Annotated in this window: 20 protein-coding genes; 11 read left to right on the top strand and 9 right to left on the bottom strand. The window is 72.8% G+C overall.

The window, feature by feature from the left end; all coding sequences use genetic code 11:
• The first annotated feature begins 20 nt into the window (after nucleotides 1–20).
• Both AB0367_RS10585 and AB0367_RS10580 read left to right on the top strand, forming a co-directional pair.
• Nucleotides 21–1,208 (top strand): FAD-binding oxidoreductase, encoded by a 1,188-nt coding sequence (locus AB0367_RS10585; protein ID WP_366225964.1) that lies wholly within the window; start codon nucleotides 21–23, stop codon nucleotides 1,206–1,208.
• Nucleotides 1,208–2,425: a heterodisulfide reductase-related iron-sulfur binding cluster gene (locus tag AB0367_RS10580; protein ID WP_366225963.1), complete on the top strand. Its 1,218-nt coding sequence runs from the start codon at nucleotides 1,208–1,210 to the stop codon at nucleotides 2,423–2,425. Before AB0367_RS10585 ends, AB0367_RS10580 begins: the two co-directional genes overlap by 1 nt.
• A gap of 36 nt (nucleotides 2,426–2,461) precedes the next feature.
• Here the strand turns inward: AB0367_RS10580 and AB0367_RS10575 are convergent, their stop codons facing one another.
• From AB0367_RS10575 to AB0367_RS10560, 4 genes are all read right to left on the bottom strand, one after another.
• Entirely contained in the window at nucleotides 2,462–3,133 is a 672-nt protein-coding gene (locus AB0367_RS10575; protein WP_366225962.1) for a hypothetical protein, read from the bottom strand.
• Nucleotides 3,134–3,233: 100 nt separating this feature from the next.
• On the bottom strand, nucleotides 3,234–3,809 hold the full coding sequence (locus AB0367_RS10570) for a DUF308 domain-containing protein (RefSeq protein WP_366225961.1): 576 nt from the start codon (nucleotides 3,807–3,809) through the stop codon (nucleotides 3,234–3,236).
• Between the two features lie 23 nt (nucleotides 3,810–3,832).
• Nucleotides 3,833–4,651 carry a DnaJ C-terminal domain-containing protein gene (locus tag AB0367_RS10565; protein WP_366225960.1) on the bottom strand — a complete coding sequence of 273 codons (819 nt, stop codon included), beginning with the start codon at nucleotides 4,649–4,651 and terminating at the stop codon, nucleotides 3,833–3,835.
• A gap of 31 nt (nucleotides 4,652–4,682) precedes the next feature.
• Nucleotides 4,683–5,423: an Hsp20/alpha crystallin family protein gene (locus AB0367_RS10560; RefSeq protein ID WP_366225959.1), complete on the bottom strand. Its 741-nt coding sequence runs from the start codon at nucleotides 5,421–5,423 to the stop codon at nucleotides 4,683–4,685.
• Here AB0367_RS10560 and AB0367_RS10555 point away from each other — a divergent pair.
• Nucleotides 5,422–5,817 carry a DUF2267 domain-containing protein gene (locus AB0367_RS10555; RefSeq protein ID WP_366225958.1) on the top strand — a complete coding sequence of 132 codons (396 nt, stop codon included), beginning with the start codon at nucleotides 5,422–5,424 and terminating at the stop codon, nucleotides 5,815–5,817. The two genes, AB0367_RS10560 and AB0367_RS10555, sit on opposite strands and share 2 nt — an antisense overlap.
• 71 nt (nucleotides 5,818–5,888) lie before the next feature.
• Here the strand turns inward: AB0367_RS10555 and AB0367_RS10550 are convergent, their stop codons facing one another.
• The 3 genes from AB0367_RS10550 to AB0367_RS10540 all read right to left on the bottom strand — a co-directional run bounded on the left by AB0367_RS10550 (nucleotide 5,889) and on the right by AB0367_RS10540 (nucleotide 7,707).
• Nucleotides 5,889–6,743, bottom strand: coding sequence for an NAD-dependent epimerase/dehydratase family protein (locus tag AB0367_RS10550; protein WP_366225957.1), 855 nt, complete (start codon nucleotides 6,741–6,743; stop codon nucleotides 5,889–5,891).
• 295 nt (nucleotides 6,744–7,038) lie between these two features.
• The gene (locus tag AB0367_RS10545) at nucleotides 7,039–7,320 is read right to left on the bottom strand and encodes a hypothetical protein (RefSeq protein WP_366225956.1); all 282 of its coding nucleotides are present in this window, start codon (nucleotides 7,318–7,320) and stop codon (nucleotides 7,039–7,041) included.
• A gap of 120 nt (nucleotides 7,321–7,440) precedes the next feature.
• Nucleotides 7,441–7,707: a hypothetical protein gene (locus tag AB0367_RS10540; protein WP_366225955.1), complete on the bottom strand. Its 267-nt coding sequence runs from the start codon at nucleotides 7,705–7,707 to the stop codon at nucleotides 7,441–7,443.
• 867 nt (nucleotides 7,708–8,574) lie between these two features.
• On the opposite strand from AB0367_RS10540, the gene AB0367_RS10535 reads away from it, so the two are divergent.
• From AB0367_RS10535 to AB0367_RS10520, 4 genes are all read left to right on the top strand, one after another.
• Complete coding sequence (locus tag AB0367_RS10535; protein ID WP_366225954.1) at nucleotides 8,575–8,937, top strand: DUF6069 family protein; 363 nt, start codon at nucleotides 8,575–8,577, stop codon at nucleotides 8,935–8,937.
• Nucleotides 8,938–9,189: 252 nt separating this feature from the next.
• Nucleotides 9,190–10,050, top strand: coding sequence for a hypothetical protein (locus tag AB0367_RS10530; protein ID WP_366226048.1), 861 nt, complete (start codon nucleotides 9,190–9,192; stop codon nucleotides 10,048–10,050).
• A gap of 97 nt (nucleotides 10,051–10,147) precedes the next feature.
• Nucleotides 10,148–11,470 carry a hypothetical protein gene (locus AB0367_RS10525; protein ID WP_366225953.1) on the top strand — a complete coding sequence of 441 codons (1,323 nt, stop codon included), beginning with the start codon at nucleotides 10,148–10,150 and terminating at the stop codon, nucleotides 11,468–11,470.
• Nucleotides 11,471–11,553: 83 nt separating this feature from the next.
• A complete protein-coding gene (locus AB0367_RS10520; protein ID WP_366225952.1) occupies nucleotides 11,554–12,249 on the top strand; it encodes a DUF3105 domain-containing protein in 696 nt (231 codons plus the stop codon).
• Nucleotides 12,250–12,301: 52 nt separating this feature from the next.
• On the opposite strand, the gene AB0367_RS10515 is transcribed toward AB0367_RS10520, so the two are convergent.
• Nucleotides 12,302–15,424, bottom strand: coding sequence for an SNF2-related protein (locus tag AB0367_RS10515; protein WP_366225951.1), 3,123 nt, complete (start codon nucleotides 15,422–15,424; stop codon nucleotides 12,302–12,304).
• Between the two features lie 129 nt (nucleotides 15,425–15,553).
• Here AB0367_RS10515 and AB0367_RS10510 point away from each other — a divergent pair, with 129 nt between their 5' ends.
• Nucleotides 15,554–18,712: a penicillin acylase family protein gene (locus AB0367_RS10510; protein ID WP_366225950.1), complete on the top strand. Its 3,159-nt coding sequence runs from the start codon at nucleotides 15,554–15,556 to the stop codon at nucleotides 18,710–18,712.
• Nucleotides 18,713–18,817: 105 nt separating this feature from the next.
• Here AB0367_RS10510 and AB0367_RS10505 read toward each other — a convergent pair whose 3' ends face one another.
• Nucleotides 18,818–19,354, bottom strand: a complete 537-nt coding sequence (locus tag AB0367_RS10505; RefSeq protein WP_366225949.1) for an AAA family ATPase — start codon at nucleotides 19,352–19,354, stop codon at nucleotides 18,818–18,820.
• Between the two features lie 94 nt (nucleotides 19,355–19,448).
• On the opposite strand from AB0367_RS10505, the gene AB0367_RS10500 reads away from it, so the two are divergent.
• The 3 genes from AB0367_RS10500 to AB0367_RS10490 all read left to right on the top strand — a co-directional run bounded on the left by AB0367_RS10500 (nucleotide 19,449) and on the right by AB0367_RS10490 (nucleotide 21,956).
• Nucleotides 19,449–19,823: a hypothetical protein gene (locus AB0367_RS10500; protein ID WP_366225948.1), complete on the top strand. Its 375-nt coding sequence runs from the start codon at nucleotides 19,449–19,451 to the stop codon at nucleotides 19,821–19,823.
• Nucleotides 19,824–20,110: 287 nt separating this feature from the next.
• On the top strand, nucleotides 20,111–21,121 hold the full coding sequence (locus tag AB0367_RS10495) for a LacI family DNA-binding transcriptional regulator (RefSeq protein ID WP_366226047.1): 1,011 nt from the start codon (nucleotides 20,111–20,113) through the stop codon (nucleotides 21,119–21,121).
• Between the two features lie 19 nt (nucleotides 21,122–21,140).
• A complete protein-coding gene (locus AB0367_RS10490) occupies nucleotides 21,141–21,956 on the top strand; it encodes an exodeoxyribonuclease III (RefSeq protein WP_366225947.1) in 816 nt (271 codons plus the stop codon).
• Nucleotides 21,957–22,138 lie beyond the last annotated feature (182 nt).

Raw genomic sequence — 22,138 nt, 5'->3', positions numbered from 1 at the left:
GAGGGTGAGGTGGTCACACGGTGACGGTGCTCGCTGAGATCGCCGGGGTGCCCGCCGCGGCGGTGGCCTCGCCCGCGTCGACCGCGGAGGTCGCCGACGTGGTGCGCGGCGCGGCGCGGGACGGGCTGGCCCTGGTCGCCCGCGGCGCGGGCACCCGGCAGGACTGGGCGCTGCCGCCGCAGCGGCTCGACCTGATCCTGGAGATGAGCGGGGTGAGCGGCCTCGTCGAGCACGCCGCCGGCGACCTCGTCGCGGTGGTGCGGGCCGGCACGCCGCTGCGCGACGTGCAGGAGGCGCTGCGCCCGGCGGGGCAGCAGCTGGCGCTGGACGAGCCGCTGCCCGGGGCGAGCGTCGGCGGCACCGTCGCGGTCAACGCGTCCGGCCCGCGCCGGATGCTCTACGGCACCGTCCGCGACCTGCTCATCGGCGTGACCGTGGTGCGCGCCGACGGCGTCGTGGCCCGCGCCGGCGGCAAGGTGGTGAAGAACGTCGCCGGCTATGACCTGGGCAAGCTCGTCGCCGGCTCGTACGGCACCCTGGGCGTGATCACCGAGTGCGCGTTCCGGCTGCATCCCCTGCCCGCCGCCGCCCGCTTCGTGTCGGCGCCCGCCGTCGGCCCCGACGAGGCCGGCCGGGCCGTGGCCGCGGTCCTCGGCTCGCAGGTCGTGCCCAGCGCACTTGAGGTCGACATGGCCGACGGCCGGCTCACCGTCGCCGCCCTGGTCGAGGGCGTTCCCGCCGGCGTCGACCGGCGCGCCGCCGACCTGGAGAAGCTGCTCGGCGACGGTGCCGTGCAGGGCGAGACGCCCCCGCCGGGCTGGGGCGAGTACCCGTGGGCACCCGGCGACGTCGGCATCAAGCTGACCTGTGCCCTTTCGAGGGTTTCGTACCTGCTCACCGCCGCCGGCGTGGCCGCGCAACTGCACGACGTGCCGCTGCGGGTGCGCGGCTCGGCCGGCACCGGCGTGCTCTACGCCGGCCTGCCCGGCGGCACCGACCCAGGCGTGGTGGCCGGCGTCGTCAGCGACCTGCGCGCGGCCGCCCGGGCCGGCGCCGGGCACTGCGTGGTGCTGACCGCCCCGCCCGCGGTCCGCACCCGCATCGACGTCTGGGGCCACGTCGACGGCCTGGACCTCATGCGCCGGGTCAAGGACCAGTTCGACCCCGCGGGCACGCTCGCGCCGGGCCGCTTCGTCGGGGGCATCTGATGAGCGGGGACCGGCCCGAGCTCATCAACGACTGCGTGCACTGCGGCTTCTGCCTTCCCACCTGCCCGACGTACGTGCTGTGGGGCGAGGAGATGGACTCCCCGCGCGGGCGCATCCAGCTCATGCTGCAGGAGAGCCAGGGCGAGCCGCTGACCCAGACGATGGCCGGCCACTTCGACGCGTGTCTGGGCTGCATGGCGTGCGTGACCGCGTGCCCGTCCGGGGTGCGCTACGACGAGCTCATCACCGAGACCCGCGCGATGGTGGAAGAGGTCCGCCCGCCGTCGGGCCGGGTGCTGCGGACGGCCCTCTTCGCGCTCTTGCCGTACCACCGCCGGCTGCGGGTCGCCAAGGCGCCGCTCGTGGGGTACCGATCGCTCGGGACGCCCTTGAAACGGCGCCTGCCGGCGACCCTGCGCACGCTCGTCGACCTGGCCCCGCCGCTGCGCCGCGCGGTCCCGCTGCCGCCCCTCGTGAACGCGCTGGGCCCGCGCCGCGCGCGCGTCGGCATGCTCACCGGCTGCGTCCAGCATGCCTTCTTCCCGTCGGTCAACGCCGCGACCGCGCGCGTCCTGGCCGCCGAAGGCTGCGACGTCGTCATCCCGCCGGCGCAGGGCTGTTGCGGCGCGCTGAGCCTGCACAGCGGCCGCCGCGACGAGGCCGCCCGCTTCGCCTCCGCGATCCTCGACGCGTTCGCCGACGTCGATGCGTTGGTCGTCAACGCCGCCGGCTGCGGCTCGGCGCTCAAGGAGATCGCCCAGCTGCTCCCCGACGACCCGCGTGCCGCGGCCCTGGCCCCGAAGGTGCGCGACCTGTCGGAGTTCCTGGCCGAGCTGGGCCCGGTCGCCCCGCGCCACCCGGTCCCGGTGACGGCCGCCTATCACGACGCGTGCCACCTCGCGCACGCCCAGGGCGTGCGCGCCCAGCCCCGCGCCCTGCTCCGCGCGGTGCCGAGCTTGGACCTGCGGGAGATCCCCGACCCGGAGATCTGCTGCGGCTCGGCCGGCATCTGGAACATCCTCAACCCCGGCCCCGCCGCCGAGCTGGGCGACCGCAAGGCCCGCGACGTCCTGTCCACGGGCGCGTCGCTGCTGGTGACCGCCAACCCCGGCTGCCTGATGCAGATCGCCGCCGCCGTCCAACGCGCGGGCGCGACGATCCGGCTGGCCCACACGGCGCAGGTCCTGGACGCCTCGATTCGCGGCGTCCGCCCGTAACTCGCAACGTCGACCGTGTGCCCTGTGACGCGAGGGTCAGTTGGGGCGCAGCGGGCGGCCCTGGCCGTCGACCGGGCGGCCGGCGAACATCATGATGCCGTCGATGATGAACCACAACCACAGGCCGCCGGTGATGAGGAACGGCACGAACAGGAAGAAGCCACAGAAGAAGGCGACCCAGCCGACGGCGAAGCTGAGGATCAGCTGGGTCACGCCGAGGGCGATGTTGCCCGCGTAGAGCCGGCCGATGCCGCCGACGGCGAACAACAGGCCCGGCAGCAACTGCAGCAGGCCCGCGACGAGCTTGCTCTTGTCGGAGTACGGCTGGCCGGTCAGCGGGTCGTAGGCGGCCACGGCGACGACCGGGTAGCCCCCGGGCTGGGCGTAACCGGGCTGGGCATAGGCGGCCTGGGGGTAGATGGGCTGCGCGTAGGCGGCCTGGCCGTAGGGATCGAATCCGCCCGAGATCGGGGCGCCCGAGACCGGGGGCATCTGATAGGCCGTCGAATACGGCTGGCCGGACGCGGGCAGGCCGGAGGCCGGCGGCGCGGACATCGGAGGCGGCGGCAGCGCGGGCTGGCCGTAGGGGTTGGACTGCGGGTACGGCACCGGCTGGCCGTATGGCGACGGCTGCCCATACGGCGACGGCTGCCCGTACGGATCCTGCTGCCCATACGGATTGGGGGTTCCATACGGTGGCTGCGTCATGCCGAGCAGGCTACAACGAGGGCAGCGGGCAAACGACCCGGTCTGCAAGACGCGAAGGGCGGCGCGGCCGAAGCCGCGCCGCCCGCCGCTATGGCGCCGGTCAGTGCGCCGCCGCCATCCGGCCCCGCCCGGTGCGCTGGTGCGTCAGCTGATACGCGGCGACGAGCAGCAGCACGCCGCTGATGATCGCGTATATGCCGATGGCCCAGGCGATGGCCAGCGCCCCGGCGGCGGGGCGGACCATGATGAACAGCCCGGCCACGATCGCGAGCGCGCCGATGAGCGCCAGCGACCAGCCCCCGTGCTGGCGGGTCGCCAGCCAGAGGTCGGCCAGGCCCGTCACGACCGCCCACACGCCGACCATGATGGCCAGCACGATGGCCGTGATCCCGGGCCACACGATGGCCAGGATGCCGAGCACGAGGCCGACGGCACCGGCCACGCCGCGGGCCACCCGCGGCCCCGTACCGTCGGCGAAGCCGGTGATCACGTTCGACGGCCCGGGCGACGGACGGATCGCGTGGACGAGCTGCTCGACCCCGGTGACGATGGCGAAGATGCCGAACAGCAGCGCCAGCGCGATCACCGTCACCCCGGGCCAGACCACCGCGATGATGCCGAACGCGATCGCGAGCACACCACGGATGCCCAGCAGCCAAGCTTCCCTTTTCAGCATGTGATCCCCTCTTCCTGCGTTGTCTAGATGAGCCGGGCGTCGAACGGCGACTCTCGGGCGAGCGAGCTGTACAACGCGTGCTCGCCGGGGGTGAGCCGCTCCGGCACCACGATGCGTATCTCCGCGAACAGGTCACCGGCCGGGCCGCGCGGGTTGGGCAGGCCCTGGCCGCGCAGGCGCAGGCGCCGGCCCGAGGACGAGCCCGCCGGCACGTCCAGGCGCAGCTCCCCGGCGGGCGTGCCGACCGGGACGACCGCGCCCAGGGCCGCCTCCCACGGGCTGAGCGGCACCTCGACCATCACGTTGCGACCGGACACCTTGTATCTCGGGTGCGGCGCCAGGCGTACGACCAGGAGCAGATCCCCCGAGGGACCTCCCCGCGTCCCGGGCGCGCCCTGGCCGGGCAGCCGCAGCCGCTCGCCGTCAACGATGCCGGCCGGGACGTTCACGTCATACTGCCTGGGCCGTCCCGCCGGGCCCGGCAGCGTGACGCGCCGCCGTCCGCCGGTGTAAGCGGTCTCCACGCCGATCGTGAGCTCGGCTCGGGTGTCGGTGCCGCGCGCCCCGCGGAACAGCCCGCTGGACAGATCGACGTCGATGCCGCCGCGGTACCGCTGGTGCCGGCCACGCCGCCCTGCGTCGTACTCGCGCCGGCGTTTCGGGTCGGCCAGCACGCGGTACGCCGCGGTGATCTCCTTGAACCGCTCCTCCGCGCCCGGCTCGGAGCTGACGTCGGGATGGTAGCGGCGGGCCAGGCGCCGGTACGCGCGCTGGACCTCGTCCTGCCCCGCGCCCCGCGCGACGCCGAGCACCTCGTACGGGTCGCGGAAGTCGACCGCCATGACGACCCGCCCTGGGTCCCTGTGGCCCGCCTCAGCCCATCGAGCTGCGGCCGACCTGGCCGGTACTGCCGGTGCCCCACGAGCCGGCGCGCTGGCCCGCCGGGCCGGGCCGCGACTGGCCCTCCTTCATCTGTTTGGCCTTCGCGGCCGGATTGTCCGGCGATTTCAGGTGTTCCGTGGACGGCTCCGGCGGCACCACGGAGGAGTCGACGATCTCCTGCTTGCGATGTATCTCGATCCGCCGCGCCTGCTGCCCGCGCGCCTTGGGCGCCAGGATCGTGAGCACCCCTGCGTCCAGGTCCGCCTGGACGCCCTCGGGGTCCACGTCGCCGGGCAGGGCGACGATGTACTCGAACTCGCCGGTCCTGCGCGCGTGGTGGCGCAGTGTCCCCTCACGGCGGCGCTCGCCGAACGTGCCGATGACCCGGATCTCGTTGTCGCGCAGCTCGATCTCCACGTCGCCGGGCGCGACACCCGGCAGGTCCATCTCGACCCGGAACGCGTCGCCGGTCTCCTCGATGTCGACGGGCGCACCGCTCGTCAGGGGCATGCCCAGCGCCGGATACACGGCAAGCGACCGGCGGGGACGGGTGACCAGCAGTGTCATGGTGGCGCCTCCCAGTTGTGCGGGCTGCACGTACCTCGCCATGCTGGGCGGGGAGCGGGTGAGGCGGTCCCACCCGCGGCGGATGACCCGCCACCGCCCGCCCGCCAGCGCCGTCCCCGCCGAGTGATGGCCGCTCACCTGCGCGCCCGGCAGCGTTCGGCGCATGTACGAAGACGTGTTCATCGCGGAGGTACGCGAAAAGACCGGCATCACCGATCCCGAAAGCGCCCGCCGGGCCCTGCGCGGCGTGCTGCACGCCCTGGCCAACCGGCTGCCCGACGGCTGGGTGCACCAGCTGGCCGCGGAGCTCCCACCGACGCTGGCCGAACCGCTGTGGTCCTACCAGCACCTGTACGACCAGGAGGTACACCTCGACTTCCTGGCCGACGTCGCGGCCCGGTCCGCGGTCGCGCCGGCCGACGCGGAGCGCCTGGCGCGTGCCGTGTTCGCCGCCGTGGCGGGAGTCTGCGACCCGGCCCTGCTGCGCCGCGTCTACCGGCCGCTGTCCAGCGACGTGCTGGTGCTGACCGAGGCGGACTCGTCGCTGCTGCCGGTCTGATCGGCGCTTCGACCGCCGGAGAATACGACGGAGCGCGGCCGAAGCCGCGCTCCCCGACCCCAGCGAGCGCCCTACGCTCCGGCGCGCAACTCCTCGACGAGCGCCGCTCCAGACGGGCTCCAGCCCAGCGACCTGGCCTTCGCACCCGTGGCCTGCTGGTCCAGCAGCAGCGCGTCGGCGAACGGTGCGCTCAGGCGCGCCCGGGACGCATCGGCGGTCTCCGGGGCGACGCCCGCGCCACCCGAAGCGGCCTCGGCGAGCTCCCGGACGGTGGGGTTGACGCCCGACGCGGCGACGAGGCGGCCGAGCCGCTCGCCGCGCTCGACGACAAGCGCGTACAGTGCGGCGACATCGTCGACGTGCACGGTCGCCCAGTGCTGCGAGCCGTCGCCGACGAGCCGGACGCGCCCGTCCTCGTCGCGGGCCGCCACGAGCACCCCGGCGGGGATCCCGCCACCGTGGCCGTAGACGACGGCGGGGGCGACGACCGTAGCCACCAGGTCAGCGTCGAGCACCGACTGCTCGATCTCCGACCGCCACGCCGTCAACGCCGGCGGCGCCAGCGGCGACTCCTCGGTGATGTCGGCGTTGTCGCCCCAGCTCCAGATCCCGCCGGTGTGCACATACGGCTTCCCGGTGCCACCCAGCGCCCGCACGGCGGCGGCAACGATGGCCTGGTCGAAACGCGCGGACTCGCCATCACCGGTAGCGGCGAGGTGCACGACGGCGTCGCCGCCGACGAACTGGTCCGCGGTCCACTCGGAGTCGAACAGGTCACCGACGACCGCCTCGGCGCCGGCCTTGCGTACCTTCTCGGCCGCCTCCTCGCCGCGCACGAGCGCGGTGACGGCGTGCCCGCCGGCGACGAGCCGCTCCACCACGGCGGAGCCGATGTAACCGGTCCCACCGGTCAACACAATCTTCATGGCCTCGACGCTAGATCGACGGAGCCGCACGCGGGACGTGGGTTACGCCTCCCCGCCGGCCGGAATAAATCCGCTTCAGCCACGCGCAGCCGCGCAAAGAGGCGGTGACGCACGTCGCCAACCCAGAACTCGCTGATCACGACGGGCTCGAAATCCCGCCGCGCACCACGGACCGTCTCATGTGGACATATGACGGAGGCCGGGCCTCGGCTGGGTCCATCGACAGTATTCCGGCCCGCTGAGTCGGAATACTGACGCAGAACGAAGCGTATCCGCAAGGTCGACAGGGCGACACTCAGGTGGGTTGCGGCCAGGTGCCGGCGGCGTACGCGGACATTGTCGGCGCGTCCGGGGTGTCAGCGCCGACGGTGATGAACGGACCGGACGGGGGCGCGCCGAGCAGGTGGATGTCGTGGTACACGTGCTCGGCCACGAACCGGCACACCGCCCGGTCCATGGCCGGCGAGCCGGAGAAGTCCAACGGCAGGCGCAGCCCCTCGTCGAAGCAGACCAGCCCGGCCTGTCCCGGCACCGCGAGCCGGTCGTCGAAGCACGCCAGTTTCGCGCCGTCGGTCACTGTGACACCTCCTGGAAACGGTCGGATCAGGTGCCGCCAGGGTCACAGGCGTTACCCATGTTGGCTCCGTGGCGTCACCGGAGCTGAGCTACTGCCCTCGCGCGGGCGCCCGACCGACGCTCACGCGGCGGAGCCCAGCCGCCGGCGCAGTTCGTCGAGTGCCGTTGCTGCTGTGCGCAGTTCTCGCCGCGCTGCCTCGAAGTCGATCGCCGCCGACGTCGCGAGCGCGACGTTGCGTATGTACGTCGACACCGGCTGACCGGCCGCAGCCGCCGCCGCGACGATGCTGTCGAGCTCGCCGCGACCGAACCGGACGGACACCACCGAACGGATATCGGCGGCGGGCTCGCTCGGGACCTCGCCGCCGACGGTCTGGTCGCGATGCACGTACAGATCCTCGCCTGCGGGTATTAACAGAGTGAGTCCTCACTCCCTAGCATGGTTTGCATGACTGATGCACCGGCCCGGTGTAGAGCGCCGGCTGGGCAGTGCTCGCGCTTATTGAACGGCAGTTGCCCCGGATCGTCCGCCGAGTGCGTGACCGGACGGCTCGCGCCGCCACGGCAGCATCGAGGCAACACGCAGGCGACTTGCGGAAAGCCAGTAACGCTGCAATCACCTCATTGTCGAGACATTCGGGAATTGGCGCCGGTGGTCCACGGGGACAGCGATTGCTTGTCCCCGCCGTGCGGAGCATACGGCGGAAATGCCGCCCGGCCCTGCGTGGCATTGTCGAAAGACCGCCGCGATACACCGGCAACCGTGCATTGCCGCCAACCATTCGATGCGTTGCCGGACCGGCGGGCCGGCGCAGCTGTGGCATGGATGCGCGACGACGCTTCGGGACAGGACCGGGCCGCCCGGCGCCGCCCGCCTGGCGCGGTGCGGGATCGCAGTCGTTTGCCGCGGCGCTGCTCGCGGGACGTCGTTCCTGGTCAGACGGCGTGACCGGCGGCGACGGCGACACCGGCCCCTGCCCCTGCCCCGATCCGTCCCGCTGGTCGCTGGCCGCCGGCGGGGTGTCACCGCGGACGCGGCGGAGCTTCTCGGCGTGGCGTCTGGCCAGGCCCCATTCCCGATGCCGAGCATGCTCCCGGCGGAACTGCTCCTTCGCCGGAGAATAATTACGTGACCTGGTCCGGTCACGCATGGCAGCCAATTCCGTCCTGGAAAACAACTGCAACTGGCCCATGCGTGTAATTATCCCAGAACCCGCCCGAAACCACCGCCCAGAACGGCAGTCCATAATGTCAAATGGTGCACGCGCATGCCGCAATCCGCGCCGCGGCACCGGTAGGCCTCCGGACCGCATCCGCCGTGCCGGCTTTCCGGGCAACGGGCTCTCCAGTGACCGTCTCGTGGGTGGTGACGAGCCGTATCTGGACGATCACCGCCGTCGCGATTCTGCTGGTGCCCTTCGTGCCGATACTGGGTATCGGCATGGACGCCGCGACTCGCGCCACCCTCGGTGCCCTGCGCGTCGTGGTTGCCGCTGTCCAGGTCCCGGCCATGACCCCCATCGTGTCCGCAGTCGACCATGAGAGGGCCGCCCGATTCTTCGCCCGCATTTGGTGGCATAGGTGGTGCTGGCGCCCCACTGGACCAACAAAACCTTGACCGGTGGCATCTACTGCCACTCTCGATGTAGGACGAACCAACGGCTTGCGCAATACGCGGCAAGGTGAAATCAGGCGACTTACGGTTACGACGCGGCCACCGCCGGGGCCGGCGCGGGCGAGGTCGTGGTGCGCGCTGCCGCATCCCGAATACATGGGGCCGATGTCGCGCGTCATCGCGGCGTTCCGTGGCCGACTAAACTGGGGCCATGATCGTCGAGTGCACGTCGCAGCGCGGCGCCGCTGGGCCGGGGTGCTCGCAGGCGTGACGACACCGGAATTCTGGGGGACCCGGACCGTCCGCGTCGAGGGTGGCATCCGGGCCCGCAGCACGCGCGGCGCCATCGGCGAGAGCTGGTGGTCCAAGCGGTTCCTGGCCGTGCTCGAGTCCTTCGCGCTCGGCACCCGCCTGACCCGGGGCCGCAACTATGCCCGCGCCGGCCAGGTGCTGCGGCTGGACGTGGCCCCCGGCGCGGTGACGGCGACCGTGCAGGGCTCGCGCCCCACGCCGTACAAGGTCTCCATCGGCCTGGCCGTCTTCCCCGACAGCGTCTGGTCGGCCGTCGAGCACGCCCTGGCCGCCGAGGCGCTGGGTGCCGCGAAGCTTCTGGCCGGCGAGCTCCCGCCGCACGTCGAGGACGTCTTCCACGCCGAGTCGGCGCCGCTGTTCCCGGCCCGCTTCGCCGACCTCGCGATGCGCTGCTCGTGCCCCGATCAGGCCGTACCGTGCAAGCATCTCGCGGCGACGTGCTATCTGCTGGCCGAGCGCTTCGACGCCGACCCGTTCCTGATCCTGCTGTGGCGCGGCCGCTCCCGCGAGGACCTGCTTTCGGCGCTGCGCACCCTGCGCGCCGGCGGCCCCGCGGAGCCGGACGACCACGAGCCGGCGCCCGCGCTCTCCCCGAACCCGATGATCGGCACGGCGGGCGCGCTGGCCGGCCTCACCGAGCCCGACGTGGAGATCGAGCGGTTCTGGCTGCCGCCGGTCCCGCTGAGCGACCCGGAGCCGTCGTACGTCACCGAGCGGGACCTGCTGCTACGTCAGCTCCCGACGCCTCCGCCGGACCTCGGCGGCTCGGAAACCCTGCGAACCCTGCGCCGCTGGTACCGCTGAGCGCTGTTCTGCGTGCCGTGCCCGAGTGGCGGATGCGAGCGGCGCGCGAAAGCTACCATTGCGCGTCGGCGCGTACCGGGACGGAACGGAGCACATCGTGAACGCGTGGGAGCAGGTCGAGGCGCTGCGGTTCCCGGGGCGGGAGTTCGACCCGTCGACCGGGGTAGCGCGCTTGCACTACGCGCTCGGCGACCTCGTACTCACGGAGACCGTCGACTTCGGGCCGCCCGCCGCCGGGCACCCCGCGCTGGATCGGGTGCTCGACCTGCTGTATGTCGCCGCCTCCACCTCGTACTACAAGATCGCCGCGCCGAAGCGGGTCGAGCTCGGCGGGGTGGCCCTGGCCGAGGGGGCGCTGCCGTGGGTGCGCGCGCTCTTCCACGACGGGCTGGGCGAGTTCGCCTACCGCAACAAGCTCGAGTATGTGCTGGACCTGCCGATCGAGGCGGAGCGCGCCGTGGCACCGCCGGAGTGGACGCACACCCCGGCCGGGCCGCCGCTGGCCGCCGTCGGCGGGGGCAAGGACTCGATCGTGACCATGGAGGCGCTGCAGCGCGCCGGTCTCGACCCGGTGCTGTTCGCGGTCAACCCCAACGCGATCATCCGCGGGGTGATGGCGGTGTCGGCGCAGCCGGTGCGCGCCGTGCGCCGGCAGCTCGACCCGCGCATGCGCGAGCTCAACGAGACCGGCGCGTACAACGGGCACATCCCGGTCACCGCGATCAACTCGCTGGTCGCGGTCGCCACGTCGCTGATGCACGGGCTCGGGCCGGTCGTCATGTCCAACGAGAGCTCCGCCTCGGTGCCGAACCTGACCTGGCTCGGCCGGGACATCAACCACCAGTGGTCGAAGGGGCTGCCGGCCGAGGCGCACCTGCGCGCCGCGTTGCTGGCCCATGCCGGGCTGCAGGACGCGTACTTCTCGCTGCTGCGCGGCCTGTCCGAGCTGCACATCGCCGGGCTGTTCGCCAAGTTCAGCGCGTACGACGAGGTGGTCACCAGCTGCAACGCCGCGTTCAAGCAGCGCGACGCGAGCGAGCGCTGGTGCGGGCACTGCCCGAAGTGCCGGTTCGTGTTCCTGGCCCTGGCGCCGTTCACCGGGCGGGAGCGGCTGGTGCACATCTTCGGCACCGACGTGTTCATGGATCTCACGCAGCTCGAGGGGTACCGCGAGCTGATGGGCCTGACCGCGCACAAGCCGTTCGAGTGCGTGGGCGAGATCGAGGAGTCCCTCGTCGCGCTACGGCTGCTCACCGAGCACCCCGACTGGCGCGACACCCCGATCGTGAAGGCGCTCGCCGCCGAGGTGCCGGCGCTGCCCACCGACGCCGAGGTCGACGCCGCCTTCCGGGGCGACGGCCTCAACGTAGTCCCGCCGCGCTATCTCGACGCGCTCAGCGCCCTGGGGGTGCCCCGGTAGGCGAGGCGATCGGCGCGCGACGGCCCTGACAGTGCGAAGCGTCCGAATTGTCGCGGAAACGCACGCCCGGTAGTGTCGTCGGCATGTCCGGCGCCTACCCTCAACCGCCGCCGTCGTACGGCACGCCGCCCTACCAGCCGTCGCCCTACCAGCCGCCGTCCGGCAGCAATCGACGGCTGGTCATCGCGCTGGTGAGCATCGTCGGTGTCCTGGCGCTCGCGTGCGTCGCCGGGATCGTGGGCGTGGTGTGGTACACGACGAAGAAGACCTCCGGCGGCGACGCGTCGGCGGACATCGCCGGGCTCATCGACTATCGCAGCACGCACCCCGAGTGGCTCGAGCGCGACCACCGCGACGAGGGCGAGAAGATCGAGTATCCGATGGTCCCGGCCGCCGGTGGGCCGCACCACCCGGTGTGGGAGCGCTGCGCCGGCGACGTGTACACCGCGCCGGTCGACGAGGGCAACGCGGTGCACAGCCTGGAGCACGGCGCGGTCTGGATCACCTACCGCGCGGGGCTGGCGCCGGCCGAGGTGGAGCGGCTCGCCAAGCGGGTGCGCAACAACAACTACATGCTGATGAGCCCCTATGACGGGCAGCCCACGGCGATCTCGCTGCAGGCGTGGGGGTATCAGCTGCGGGTGACCTCGGCCGACGACCCGCGCATCGACGCGTTCATCCGCGAGTATCGCCAGACCGCGACGCTGGAGCCCGGCGTGCCGTGCAGCACCGGCGGCATCTCGAGCGACGCGAGCGCCGCACCCTCCGCCACCGGCTGACCGGGACCGGCTTGCGGCGCAGGGCGTCCGGCCGGCCCGGGAAGCGCGCGGGTCAGTCGGCCGCGGCGCCGGGGTCCAGGGTGAGCAGGGAGCGCAGGTCCGCCGTGGACAGCTCGGTCAGCCACTGCTCACCGGTGCCGACGATCTTCGCGGCGAGCCCGCGCTTGTCCTTGATCAGGGCGGCGATCTTCTCCTCGACCGTGCCGGCCGTGACGAACTTGCGGACCTGCACCGCACGGCGCTGGCCGATGCGGAACGCGCGGTCCGTCGCCTGGTCCTCTACGGCCGGGTTCCACCAGCGGTCGGCGTGGATGACGTGGTTGGCGGCGGTCAGGGTCAGGCCGGTACCGCCCGCCTTGAGCGAGAGCACGAACAGCGGCGGCGAGGACGGCGACGCCTCCTGGAAGCGGGCCACGAGCGCGTCGCGCGACGCCTTGGGCAGGCCGCCGTGCAGGAACGCGACCTCGCGGCCGAATCGGGCGGAGAGCTCGGCGCGCAGCATGGCGCCGAACTCGGCGTACTGGGTGAAGATGAGCGCCCGCTCGCCGGCGGCGAGGATCTCCTCGGCGATCTCCTCCAGCCGGGCGAGCTTGCCGCTGCGGCCGGGCAGGCGGCTGCCGTCGCGCAGGGCCAGGGCCGGGTGGTTGCAGATCTGCTTGAGCCGGGTCATCGTCGCCAGCACCAGGCCGCGGCGCTCGATGCCCTCGCTGCTGTCGATGCGGGCCAGCATGTCGTCGACCACGGCCTGGTAGAGGCTGGCCTGCTCGCGGGTCAGGCTGCACACCACGTCCATCTCCAGCTTCTCCGGCAGGTCGGAGATGATGGTGCGGTCGGTCTTGAGGCGGCGCAGCACGAACGGCTGGGTGATGCGGCGCAGCCGGGCGGCGGCGTCGGCGTCGCCGAGGCGCTCGATCGGCTCGGCGTAGCGCTCCTTGAACTTCGTCGCGCTGCCCAGCAGGCCCGGGTTGGCGAACTCCATGATGGACCACAGGTCGGCGAGGCGGTTCTCCACCGGCGTGCCGGTGACCGCGACACGGTGCCGGGCGGGCAGCCGCCGCACGGCCGCGGCCTGTTTCGTCGCGGCGTTCTTGACCGCCTGCGCCTCGTCGAGCACGACCCGGTGCCACGGCACGGCCCGCAGTTGTTCCGCGTCGCGGGTCGCGACGGCGTAGGTGGTGACGACGAGATCGAACGCGGCCGGGTCGAGCTCGCGGACGCGATCGGCGCCGTGGTGGACGTGCACCCGCAGCCCCGGCGCGAAACGGGCCGCCTCGCGCTGCCAGTTGCCGACCAGCGACATCGGGCAGACCAGCAGCGTCGGACCGGTGCTCCCCCGCGCGTCCCCGGCGATGAGGGCGAGCAACTGCACCGTCTTTCCCAGACCCATGTCGTCGGCGAGGATGCCGCCGAGGCCGGCGGCCTCCAGGAACCGCAGCCAGTTCAAACCCCGCTGCTGGTACGGCCTGAGGCTGCCCTCGAACGCCGCGGGCACCTCGGCGTCGCCGATGCGCAGCTCCGCCTCCCCGCTGAGCAGGTCGCCGAGCCAGCCGTCGGCGGCGACCTCGACGACCGGCAGGCCGCCGGGCCCCTCGGCCGCGCCGCCGGCCAGGTGCAGCAGGTCCGCGACGGTCATCGACTCCTGCGCCCGGTGCCGCTCCAGGAACGACAGGCCCTCGGCGAGCCGGCGCGGGTCGAGCTCGACCCACTGGCCGCGCAGCCGTACCAGCGGCGCCTTGAGGTCGGTGAGGCGGCGCAGCTCGTCCTCGGTGAGCGACTCGTCGCCGACGGCGAGCTCCCACCGGTAGTCCACGACGGCGTCGAGGCCGAGCCCGCCGTCGGTGGCGACGGTGCCGGGCGCCGCCGAGCTAGATCCGCTGGCCCTGAGCCGGGCGCCGAGGCGCGCCGACGCCCGGCGCCACCAGCCGGGCAGCACCACACCGAACCCGGCCGCGGCCAGCAGCGGCGCGGCCTCGCTGAGCAGCCGGTGCGCGCCGTCGGTATCCAGCGTCAGCGCGACCGGGCGGGGCTCGCGCAGCGCGTCCTCGATCGCGGGGTACAGCCGGCTGGCCCGGCCGAGCTCGGCCAGCAGCGTCTCCTGGGGCGCCGGGATGTGCCGCTGCAAGGCCTTGAGCGCGCCGCGGGAGCGCCACACCCGGCCGGCGTCGACGACGAGGGTGGGCTCGTCGGCGGCCTGCAGCGCGAACTCGAGGGTCCACCGCGGGTCGGTGGGCGGCTCCTCGTCCTCGCCGGGCTCCGGCGGCTCGACGAGGCGGAAGCAGGCCCGCACCGCGCCGCCGACCGCGTCGGCCTCCCAGGCGGCCAGCTGCGTGCGCAGCCGCTCGAGCGCGGCGGGCGCGACGCCGGCGATGCGGCGGTCCCGGCCGGTGAGCGCGGCGAGCCAGGCGCCGGCGGCGTCCCCGGGGCGGTGCCCGGCGGCCCGCGGCCCGGCATCGGCGGGCAGCGCCGCCCGCGCGGCGGCATCGGCGAAGGCGTCGAGGACCTCGGCCAGCGCGGCGGCGCGGGTGGTGTCCGGGGTGGCGGCGAGCACGGCCTGGGGCAGCGCGAGGGCCAGGGCGCGGGCGTAGGCCGCGTCGCGGCCGGTGAGCACCGGCAGCCAGCGGGCCTCGTCGCCGGCGGCGCCGGCCGAGCCTGCTTGGCTGACCGAGCCGACCGAGCCGGCCAAGGCGGGCAGCATGCGGCCGCGGGCGACGAGCCCGGCTGCGAACGCGGCGACGCCGGCGAACCAGCGGGCGGAGTCGCCGAGCACGATGTCCTCGCCGGCGGCGGACGCGAGCCCGCGCAGCAGGCCGAGGGCGTCGTCGGGGTCGTACTCGACGGTGTCGACGGCCCACCGCCGCAGCACCGGCCGGCCGCCCTCGACCGGCATCGACGCGGCCGGCGAGGGTTCGGGCCGGCCGCCGCGGGTGGGCAGGGCCGGCGTGCGCACGGCGGTGGTGCCGGTGCCGCCGTCGAGGTCGAGCCCGGCGACCGCGAACGGGTGCCGGCGGGCGACCCGCGCGGATCCCCGTCGAGCCGCGACGGGCGCCGCCTGCTGCGGGCCGGCCGGCGCGGAGCCCTGTCCAGCCGGACCAGATGCGGGGGGCGAGGCGGTCGACGGGTCCTCCGCCCACAGGGCGACCCGGCCTTCGACCCAGAGCGCATGGACCACGAGCACCCCGGAAGCGTAGTAGAGGCCCAGCGTATCGATGGTGCGACACCTCTGTTCAGTGACCGGCGTCGTTGTTACCATCCGGTAATCCGAGTCATTTTCATGTTGACTCGCAACCCCCGGAAGGGATCCGCCATGTCCCTACCCCTCCTCAAGCGCGTCCTGGAACGCGCCGTGGGGGCGCTACTGCTCACCTCCGCGGTGCTCGTCGCCCCCACGCTCGCCGCACCCGCCCGGGCGGCCGTCCTGGCACCCAACGACTACTGCCTCGATCAGTGCAACGACATCCTGCCGCCGGGCCAGAACGGCAACGCCACGCTCGCCGACATCCTGGCCCACCAGGCGCTGGGCACCAGGCCGGCGCACGCGGCCGACCAGCTCGGCCCGTACGCGAACCTCGTCGCGGCCTACACCGGCCTGACGGACGAGCAGATCTCCTCCTTCTACAACAGTGCCTCGTTCGGCGTTCCGGCCGATCAGGTGGCACGCAGCTACAGCCCGCGTTCCGACGTGCGGATCGTGCGCGACAAGGCGCTCGGGGTGCCGCACGTGACCGGCACGACGCGGGCCGGGACGATGTTCGGCGCCGGGTACTCCGGCGCGGAGGACCGGCTGTTCGTGATGGACCTGATGCGCCGGGTCGGCCGGGGGAAGGTGACGCCGTTCGCCGGCGGCGCGCCGGGCAACCGTGAGCTGGAGCAGAGCATCTGGCGCAACGCCCCGTACACCGAGGCCGACCTGCAGGCCCAGGTGGCGGCGCTGCGCACCAAGGGTGCGCGCGGCGCGCAGCTCTACGACGACGTGCAGCAGTACGTCGCCGGCATCAACGCCTACATCGCCGCCTGCATGGCCGGGCGCAACTGCCCCGGCGAGTACGTGCTCACCGGCCACCTCGACGCGATCACGAACGCCGGCGGGCCGGAGCCGTTCCAGATGACCGACCTGATCGCGATCGCGGGCGTGGTCGGCGGCCTGTTCGGCGGCGGCGGGGGCGGCGAGGTCGAGTCCGCGCTGGTGCGGGTCACCGCCCGGGCCCGCTACGGCGCCGCCGAGGGCGACCGGCTCTGGGCCGCCTTCCGCGAGCAGAACGACGAGGAGGCGGTGCTGACCCTGCACAACGGGCAGTCCTTCCCGTACGGCGCGGCCGACCCCGACGCCCCAGGCGTCGCGCTGCCGGACCTGGGCAGCGTCGCGGCGCAGCCCGTGGTGTTCAACCCGAGCGGCTCGGCGGCGACCACCACCGGTCTGGCGCCGGGCGCGGCGACGAAACGCGGCATGTCCAACGCGGTGGTGATCGACGCCGCGCACTCGGCGACCGGGCATCCGATCGCCGTGTTCGGGCCGCAGACCGGGTACTTCTCGCCGCAGCTGCTCATGCTGCAGGAGCTGCAGGGGCCGGGGATCAGCGCGCACGGCGTCGCGTTCTCCGGGCTCAACCTCTACGTGCTGCTCGGCCGCGGGCAGGACTACGCCTGGAGCGCCACCTCGGCGGAGCAGGACATCACCGACACGTACGCGGTGCCGCTGTGCAACACCGACGGCTCCGCGGCCACGACGCAGTCCTCGGCGTACCTCTTCCATGGCGTGTGCACGCCCATGGAGGCGCTGGTGCAGTCCAACGCCTGGACGCCGACCGTCGCGGACTCCACGCCGGCCGGGTCCTACCAGCTCATCACGTACCGCACGAAGTACGGCCTGGTCGCCTGGCGCGGGACGGTCGGCGGGCAGCCGGTCGCGTTCACCCAGCTGCGCTCGACCTACCGGCACGAGGCCGACTCGGCGATCGGCTTCCAGGCGTTCAACGACCCGGCCGCGATGGGCACACCGGCCCAGTTCATCACCGCGGCCTCCGACGTCGGCTACGCCTTCAACTGGTTCTACGTCAACGCCACGGACACCGCGTACTTCAACTCCGGCAGCAACCCGGTGCGCAAGCCGGGCGCGAACCCGAACCTGCCCACGAAGGCGGACGCCGCATATGAATGGTCCGGCTGGAATGCGGATACGAATACGGCCGACTACATTCCGGTGACCCAGCATCCGCAGTCGACCGGGCAGGATTATTTCGTCTCTTGGAATAACAAGCAAAGTAAGGACTTCGGCGCGGCCGACGGAAACTTCAGTTTCGGCGCCGTGCATCGCGCGGATCTGCTCGACAAGCGGGTCAAATCCGCGCTCGGCGCGGGCAAGGTGGATCGGGCCGGGGTCGTGCGGCTGGTCGAGGACGCCGCGGTCACCGACCTGCGGGCCGAGAACCTGCTACCGGAACTGCTGCGCATCCTCGATCCGTCCGGGACGAGCACCGACCCGAACGTCGCCGCGCTGCGGGCCTGGCAGGCGGCCGGCGCGAAGCGCGTGGAGACCTCCCCCGGATCGCACGTCTACCAGCACGCGGCCGCGATCCGCACCTTCGACGCCTGGTGGCCGAAGTTGATCGACGGGGCGTTTCGGCCCGGGCTCGGCGACGACGTCTACACCGCGCTGACCAGGGCACTGCAGATCGACGAGTCGCCCTCCGGGGCCACCGGGCCGACCAGCGGTGGGTCGCTGAACCAGAGCCAGACCCACAAGGGGTCCTCGTTCCAGTACGGCTGGTGGGGCTACCTCGACAAGGACCTCCGCTCGGTCCTCGGCGACCCGGTGCGCAGCGGCCTGGGCCGCACCTACTGCGGCGGCGGTTCCCTGACGGCGTGCCGGCAGGTGCTGGTCACGACCCTCGCGGCGGCCACCGCGGAGCCCGCGACCACCACGTATCCGGGCGACAAGTACTGCTCGGCCGGCGACCAGTGGTGCGCGGACACGATCGTCCAGTCGCCGCTGGGCGGGATCACGCACGACAAGATCTCCTGGCAGAACCGGCCGACGTACCAGCAGGTCGTGTCGTTCCCGGCCGGGCGCGGCGACGACCTGACGAACCTGGCGCAGGGCCGGACGGTCACCGCCAGCGGCACCCAGCTGGGCTACAGCGCCGGCGCGGCGGTCGACGGCAACCCCGCCACGCGGTGGAGCAGCGGGTGGAGCGACAACCAGTGGATCACCGTGGACCTCGGCTCGGCGCGCCAGGTGCAGCGGGTCATCCTGCGCTGGGAGGCCGCGTACGGGTCGCGGTACCGCATCGAGGTCTCCACCAACGGCAGCACCTGGAGCGCCGCGGCCGTGATCGACGCCGGCAACGGCGGCACCGACAATGTCACGTTCGCGCCGGTCAGCGCCCGGTACGTGCGCATGGCCGGGGTGGCCCGCGCCACCGGCTACGGCTATTCGCTGTGGGAGATGGAGGTGTACTCCAAGTAGGTCACGTCTTGCCCCGCCCGGCTGAGCACGCACGTGCCGACGAGCACGTGCTGGGCGAAGCCGGGCGGCGGCGCGCCCAGCGCCCACGGCCCGCGGGTCCGGCTCTCACGTCGCGCGCCAGCCGGTGATGAGCTCCTGGACCTCGTCGGCGACCTCGTCCGGGACCAGGTCGTCGGTGTCCACGACCGCGCCGAACGCGCGCAGCTCGCGCCGCGCGGTGAGGTAGGCGCCCAGGTTGTCCAGCCGCCAGCCTTGCGGGCCGGGGTCCTCGTCCGCCTCGATCCGCTCCACCAGGACCGGCGCGGAGACGTCCAGCAGCACGTGGCGCACCTCGTGGCCGCGGCCGCGCAGCCCGGCGACGATCTCCTCGAGGTAGCGACGGCGCAGCACCGTCATCGGCACCAGCAACGGGTCGGCGCCGCGTGCCTGCCAGGCCGCGGCGGCCACGGTCGCCGCCCGCCAGGCCGGCAGGTCCTGGTAGTCGCCGTGGCGGACCTCCTGCCGGACCCAGCCGAGGGTCCGCTTGAGCACCCAGCCGATGCGCTCGGGGTCGAACGCCCTGGCCCTCGGCTCGCGCCGGCACAGCTCGGCGGTGAGCGTCGACTTGCCCGCGCCGAACGGGCCGTTGATCCACACGATCACGGGCAGCCTCCCTGTGGTCCGGCCTTCCAGGATTCTCGCAGGCGGGGCCAAGGGTCGTATCAGGCCGGCAGGCGATAAAGGAGGCATGAGAATCGTGACCCTCCCCCAGCGCACCGCCGCCGCCCACGCCGGCAAGCACGTCGACGTCCTGCTCATCGCCCCGCCCGGCCGCCACGCCGACCTCGAGCGGCACCTGCCCCAGGGCTGGGTGGTGACCCGGCGCCACGAACCGCCGGCCGGCTGCCGGGAACCCGACATCGTGCTGCTCGAAGACCCCGGCCCAAGTACGGTCGCCGCCGCGTGCCTGCGTCACCCGGCCGCCTCGATCGTGGCCGTGCTCAGCCCGTACAGCGATCACCAGGCCGTCGTCGACGTGCTGGAGGCCGGCGCGGACGCCTGCGTGCGCTCCTCCACCGACGCGGTCCTCGCCGCACACCTGGAGGCCTGCGCGCGCCGCCAGGCGGCATGACGGTTTTGGCGTTTCCCACAACATATTCCAGAGAGCGCTCTCACCCGATTCTCGGATTGACATTAGGCTAGTCATGAGCCAGTCTGATTGCAGTCTTGAGAGCGCTCTCCGGCCGAGCGGCGGCCCGGGCGACCGGCGAAATCGTGACTCAGGGTGTAACCGGTGTGAGGGTGCGACGGGCGGTGGAGCGACATGCTCCATCGCCCGTCCCTTTTTGTGCGCTACACAATGCCGAGCTTCAGTCATGATGGTCCGCGGAACAGAATATGGGGGACGCCAGAATGGTGCTGTCGGGGCGGGACCGGCCCACACTCGAAAACGTCGCGCAACGCGCCGGTGTGTCGCGCGCCACGGCCTCCCGCGTGGTCAACGGCTCGACCTCCGTCGCGCCACACATCCGCGACAAGGTGCTCAGCGCGGTCGAGGCGCTCGGCTACGTGCCCAACCAGGCCGCGCGCAGCCTCGTCACCCAGCGCACCGACTCCATCGCGCTGGTGGCCTCCGAGACGGCCAGCCGGGTGTTCTCCGACGACCCGTTCTTCTCCAGCATCATCCGCGGGGTGAGCCTGGAGCTGGAGGCCGTCGACAAGCAGCTCGTGCTCATGATGGTGGGCCCCTCGGGGCCGAGCCACGACCGGGTCGAGCGCTACGCGACCGGCGGGCACGTCGACGGCGCGATCATCTTCTCCATGCACGGCGCCGACCCCCTGCCCGAGCGGCTCAGCCGGGCCGGCGTGCCGGTCGTGTGCAACGGGCGCGTGCTGATCCAGTCCTCCGTGCCGTACGTCGACGTGGACAACGACGACGCGGCCCGCACGGCGGTGCGCCACCTGCTCGACACCGGGCGGCGGCGAGTGGCCACGATCGCCGGGCCGCAGGACATGAGCGCCGGCATCGACCGCCTCAAGGGCTACCGCTCGGCCATGCAGGACAGCGGCAGGCGCTCGCTGGTGGCGGTCGGCGACTTCACCCGGCAGTCCGGCGCCCTGGCGATGAGCCAGCTGCTCGGCGACGACCCGGACCTCGACGCGGTCTTCGCCGCCTCCGACGCGATGGCCGAGGGCGCGCTGCGGGCCCTGCGCCAAGCCGGCCGCCGGGTGCCCGACGACGTGGCCGTGGTCGGCTTCGACGACATGGACTTCGCGCGCGACACCGAGCCGCCGCTGACCACCGTGCGCCAGCCGATCACCGACCTCGGCCGGATGGCGGCCCGCCAGGTGCTGCGGATGGCCGGCGGCGAGCAGATCGAGCCCGTTTTGCTGTTGCCCACGGAGTTGGTGAAGCGCGAGTCGGCATGAGGCTGGCATTGTGGCAGGGGTGAGACTTGCCACCTGGAACGTGAACTCGGTCAAGGCCCGGCTGCCCCGGCTGCTGGAGTGGCTGGAGCAGGCCCGGCCCGACGTGCTGTGCGTGCAGGAGACGAAGGTCGCCGCCGACGCGTTCCCGGCCGCCGAGGTCGGCGAGCTGGGGTACAGCACGGCGCACCACGGGGAGGGGCGCTGGAACGGCGTCGCGCTGCTGTCCAGGGTGGGCCTCGACGACGTGCGGCGCGGCTTCGCCGGTGATCCCGGCTGGGCCGGCGAACCGGGCGGCGCCGAGGCCCTGTTCGACCAGCCCCACCAGGAGGCTCGCGCGGTGTCGGCGCTGTGCGGCGGGGTGCGGGTCTGGTCGGTCTACGTGCCCAACGGGCGCACGCCGGAGTCGGCGCACTACGGGTACAAGCTCACCTGGCTCGGGGCCCTGCGCGCCGCGGTCGCGGCGGACCTCGCGGGCGGCGGCCCGGTCGCGGTCTGCGGGGACTTCAACGTCGCCCCGGCCGACTCCGACGTCTTCGACCCCGCCGCCTTCGTCGGCGTCACGCACGTCACGAAGCCCGAGCGCGACGCGCTCGCCGCCCTGCTGGACACCGGACTCGCCGACATCGTGCCGAAGCCGATGAAAGGGCCCAATCCATTCACATACTGGGATTACCGGGCGGGCATGTTCCATCAGGACAAGGGGATGCGGATCGACCTGGTCTACGCGAGCCCGTCGATTGCGGACGCGGTGACGGGCGCCTACATCGACCGGGAGGCGCGCAAGGGCAAGGGCCCGTCGGACCACGCGCCGGTCGTTATTGATTTCGATGTCTGAGCACTCTGTGTCACCATGATGCCTGACCGGACTGTACTGTTAAGTGTGAAACGATCAATGATCGTCCTGGATAGCCCACTCTCGCCGGTCTTGCCGCCATGTTTCCACCACACTGCGTGATCATGCCGTTACGATTCGCCGGTAAATCGCCCGCTTAGGTGGCGTATGCCCCAAAAGTCGCC

Origin of the sequence: Dactylosporangium sp. NPDC051484 (assembly GCF_040689395.1) — a bacterium.
Classification (GTDB): domain Bacteria; phylum Actinomycetota; class Actinomycetes; order Mycobacteriales; family Micromonosporaceae; genus Dactylosporangium.
This window is presented reverse-complemented; position numbering and strand designations above follow the sequence as displayed.